This window comes from Profundicola chukchiensis (assembly GCF_029664245.1).
Taxonomy (GTDB): domain Bacteria; phylum Bacteroidota; class Bacteroidia; order Flavobacteriales; family Weeksellaceae; genus Profundicola; species Profundicola chukchiensis.
The window spans coordinates 1-234 of sequence record NZ_JANAIE010000049.1; the positions used below are offsets into that span (position 1 = coordinate 1).

At 42.7% G+C, this 234-nt stretch carries 1 protein-coding gene; it reads right to left on the bottom strand.

The genetic code is table 11. From position 1 onward, the window contains the following. Positions 1 to 234 (bottom strand): fibronectin type III domain-containing protein (locus tag NLM59_RS11630; protein WP_304417949.1); only part of this gene is annotated, 234 nt, incomplete at both ends.

A 234-nucleotide genomic window follows, 5' to 3' on the forward strand; every position in this document is an offset into this window, starting at 1 on the left:
AAATTGGGTGGATACAATCTGTACCAGCTAACACAGCTCCTTCTTCTAAAGTTGTAAATGTAACTGGTCCAACCCATTCGCTATACCCAGGGCTACAGTTTCCTCTTACGTAAAGATCATAAGTTGTTTCCGGTGTTAATCCAGTTATAGTATAAGGAGAAGCACCTAAACCAGAAGCACTTGCGCTAGCACCAGGAGTAAATCCAGTTGCACCCCAAACAAGGTCATAAGAAG